We start from the raw sequence: 3,437 nt of genomic DNA on the forward strand, positions 1-3,437 counted from the left end.
GGGACGCTGGGCGACGTGAAGGCCCCGCCGCCGCCTCCCAAGTCCTGGGCCGCGCGGGCGGACACGGACGTGGCCATCTGGACGCTCAAGCTGGCGCCGGGCGCGCGGTGGACGCTGCCCGCCGCCGCGCGAGGGAGCAATCGCTTCCTCTACTTCTTCAAGGGCTCCGCGCTGAAGGTGGGCGGTCGCGCCATCCCCGCTTCGCATGTCGTCCAACTGCGCCCCGACGTGGACGCGGTGCTGGAGAACGGCCCCGACGAGACGGAGTTGCTGATGCTCCAGGGCCGGCCCATCGCCGAGCCAGTGGTGCAGCATGGGCCCTTCGTCATGAACTCCCGTCAGGAGATTCAACAGGCGTTCAGCGACTACCAGCGCACGGGCTTCGGCGGCTGGCCGTGGAAGAGTGACGACCCGGTGCATGCCCGGGAGGAAGGGCGCTTCGCGCGCCACGCGGACGGACGGCTGGAGCGACCGGCCTGACGAGTCCCTCGCGTCCTGGCCGCATGCCTGGCGAGCCAGGGCCCGATGCTCGGCCCCCTGGCTCCTTCGCGGGCAGGGGCCCCCCCGGATGGAGTGTCGTCGAGCGTGACATGCACGGGGCGTCCCGTGCATAGAAGAGCGGTGTCCGACTCTCCTGGCTCCTCTCCACCTGGATCGCCGCCCGCGTCCGCCAACAGAGGCTCCCGGCTCGCGTCCATCGCGGTGGCGAGCGCGCTGTTCATGGAGTTCGTCGACTCCACCGCGCTGTCCACCGCGCTGCCGACGCTGTCCGTGGCCTTCGGCACGGACCCCATCCACCTCAAGCTCGCGCTGACGTCCTACATTCTGGCGCTGGCGGTGCTCGCGCCCGCGAGTGGCTGGATTGCGGACCGCTTCGGTCCCCGCCGCGTCTTCATGCTGGCGATGGGCGTGTTCCTCATCGCCTCGGTGCTGTGCGGCTTCTCGCGGACGCTGCCCCAGCTCGTCGCCTTCCGCACGCTCCAGGGCCTGGGAGGCGCGCTGATGACGCCGGTGGGGCGGCTCATCGTGGTGGGCTCGGCGCCCAGGGACCAGCTGGTGTCGGCGCTGAGCTGGTTCACGATGCCGGCGCTGGTGGGGCCGCTCATCGGTCCACCGCTGGCGGGCCTCATCCTCGGCGTGGCGGACTGGCCGTGGATCTTCTTCATCAACGTCCCCGTGGGCCTGCTGGGCATGCTCGCGGTGTCGCGCTACGTGCCGGAGCTGCCCCAGCCGCACCCAGGCCCGTTCGACTGGAGGGGTTATGGCATCGCGGCGGTGGCCATCATCCTGACGATTGGCGCTGCGGAGACGTTGGGCGTGGGGCTGGTGCCCGTTCACATCCAGATGGGCATGGCGCTGGTGGCCGCGGGCGCAATCGCGCTGTACGTGTCCCACGCGCTGCGGATGAAGAAGCCCGTGTTGGACTTGCGGCTGCTGAAGCTGTCGACGTTCCGGGCCAGCACGGCGGGCGGCGGGCTGGTGCGGATGGGGCTGGGCGCGACGCCGTTCCTCCTGCCCCTGATGCTCCAGGTGGGCCTGGGGTGGGGGCCGTTCGAGGCGGGCATGGTGACCATCGGCACGGGGCTGGGGGCCATGTCCTGCAAGCCCGTGGCGCCGTGGGTCATCAAGCGATTGGGCTTCAGGACGACGCTGGTGGGCTCCAACCTGGCGGCGGCGGTGCTGACGGCGCTGCCGGCGCTCTTCCGCAACTCCACGCCTGTTCCGCTCATCGTCGCCACGCTGATGGTCAGCGGCTTCGTGCGCTCGCTGCAGTTCACCGCCATCAACGCCGTGGCGTACGCGGACATCCCTCCGGAGAAGATGAGCCAGGCGTCCACGGTGGCGGTGGTGACGCAGCAGATGGCGCTGAGCGTGGGCATCAGCCTGGGCGCGCTCATGCTTCACCTGGCGCGAGGCAGTGGGGACTTGCCGCTGACTCCGGACCGCTTCTGGTTGCCGTTCCTCGCGGTGGGCGTGGTGTCGTCGCTGGCGGGGCCGCTGTTCCGGAGGCTGCCAGCGGACGCGGGCTCGCGCATCGGTGGGCGCGCGCTGCGCTGAAACGCCGCTGCCCGGGCTGGAGGCAACCCGGGCAGCGAACGTGTCAGCTCACTTCAATCATCGACCGTCGTGGTAGCAGAAGCCGTAGGTGCGGTCGAAGCCGCCACCGGAGCGGCCGTAGTTCATGTAGCCCAGCTCTTCGCCCGGGCCGCAGTTGCTGCGAGCGCGCTCGTAGGCGTAGCAGGTGCCCTTGCCCGTGCGAGCCAGGTCCAGACACGCGCCGCGCGCGCCCTCGGTGCCGCAGAACTCGGCGTGGCCCACGCTGCACTGCTCGCCAATCTGGGCGGGGTCGAAGTCGAAGCCGAGCGGCTTGAGCACGGACTGCTCGATGCACAGGCCGTAGACGCCACAGACGGTGCCGGTGGGGCAGCCCGGGGTGGCCGCCATGAAGTCACACGTCTTGAGGCACTGGGCGTTGGCGGAGAGCAGGTCCGTGCAGGTGAAGCCCTGCTCGCAGTCCGTCGCGTCCAGCTCGTACTCGCTCGCGGCCGGGGTGGTGGTGCACGCCTCGCCCTGCGTCTTGGTGCCCAGCGCGCGCTCCAGCGTGCCGTCGCTGGCGGCGTAGTTGGTGGGCACGCAGGTGGTGTCCGGCAGGTTCGCCGTCAGCGAGCCCTCGCGCGGGTCGCAGCCTCCGGGGCGCACGGTGTTCCACGTCGCGAAGCGGATCCACTTGCACTCGCCGCCCGGCACCACGGCGCTGCCCCAGTACGGCGCGTTGAGCGGCGGAGCGTCCACGGACTCACGGAGGACCACGTTCGCCAGCGCGCCAATCGTCTGGTCCGGGGAGACCTTCAGCGCCACGAGCATCGTCCCGGAGTCAGCGACGTAGAACTTCGCCGTCGGCGCGCCCACGTCCTGGTAGGCCATCACGCAGCGATCACACGTGAAGGTGTTGCCCCCGCCCACGGACAAGTCATACAGCCCGGGTGCCGTATTCACATCCAAGCGGATGCGTGCCTGGTCCACGGCGGCGGGGTCGCCAAAGCTGTCGAAGGTGCCCCGGTACATCGGCTGCTGCGTGTACATGACCGGCGTCAGCTCCACGCCGTTGGCCAGCTCTCTCATCGTGATTTCGGTACAGCCCGGGGGAGGCGTCAGGGACTTCGACTGCTCCTCGATGGAGCGCACTTCCTCCTGGTTCGTCGCGGGCTCCTTCGTCGTGGTGGGCCCACAGCCCACCAGTCCCGCGAGCACCACCGCACCCCAACGCAAACCCCGCACAGACGCATTGCCGAGACGCGACGCCATGTTCGCTCCAATCCTTGTCAGTAGGGCACGCACGTGCCGCCAGCCGGGAAGTCCGGGGGGACTGGAATTACCTGTGTGCTTGAGTCAGATGCAACTCAATTTCGGATGCCATCGCGATGTCGGGAGATGGT

Annotated in this window: 3 protein-coding genes; 2 read left to right on the forward strand and 1 reads right to left on the reverse strand. The window is 69.7% G+C overall.

Annotation, left to right across the window (positions count from 1 at the left end):
• The coding region (locus ACN469_RS34500; protein ID WP_498775046.1) for a pirin-like C-terminal cupin domain-containing protein at window positions 1-480 on the forward strand (480 nt) is incomplete at its 5' end.
• A gap of 222 nt (window positions 481-702) precedes the next feature.
• Window positions 703-2,058 carry an MFS transporter gene (locus tag ACN469_RS34505; RefSeq protein WP_498775050.1) on the forward strand — a complete coding sequence of 452 codons (1,356 nt, stop codon included), beginning with the start codon at window positions 703-705 and terminating at the stop codon, window positions 2,056-2,058.
• Between the two features lie 57 nt (window positions 2,059-2,115).
• On the opposite strand, the gene ACN469_RS34510 is transcribed toward ACN469_RS34505, so the two are convergent.
• Window positions 2,116-3,306, reverse strand: coding sequence for a hypothetical protein (locus ACN469_RS34510; protein ID WP_498775048.1), 1,191 nt, complete (start codon window positions 3,304-3,306; stop codon window positions 2,116-2,118).
• Window positions 3,307-3,437 lie beyond the last annotated feature (131 nt).

Origin of the sequence: Corallococcus terminator (genome assembly GCF_049194865.1) — a bacterium.
Taxonomy (GTDB): Bacteria; Myxococcota; Myxococcia; order Myxococcales; family Myxococcaceae; genus Myxococcus; species Myxococcus terminator_A.

Coding starts and splice junctions, on each gene's coding strand:
- ACN469_RS34510 (WP_498775048.1), bottom strand. CDS start 3,306: ATGGCGTCGCGTCTCGGCAATGCGTCTGTGCGGGGTTTGCGTTGGGGT.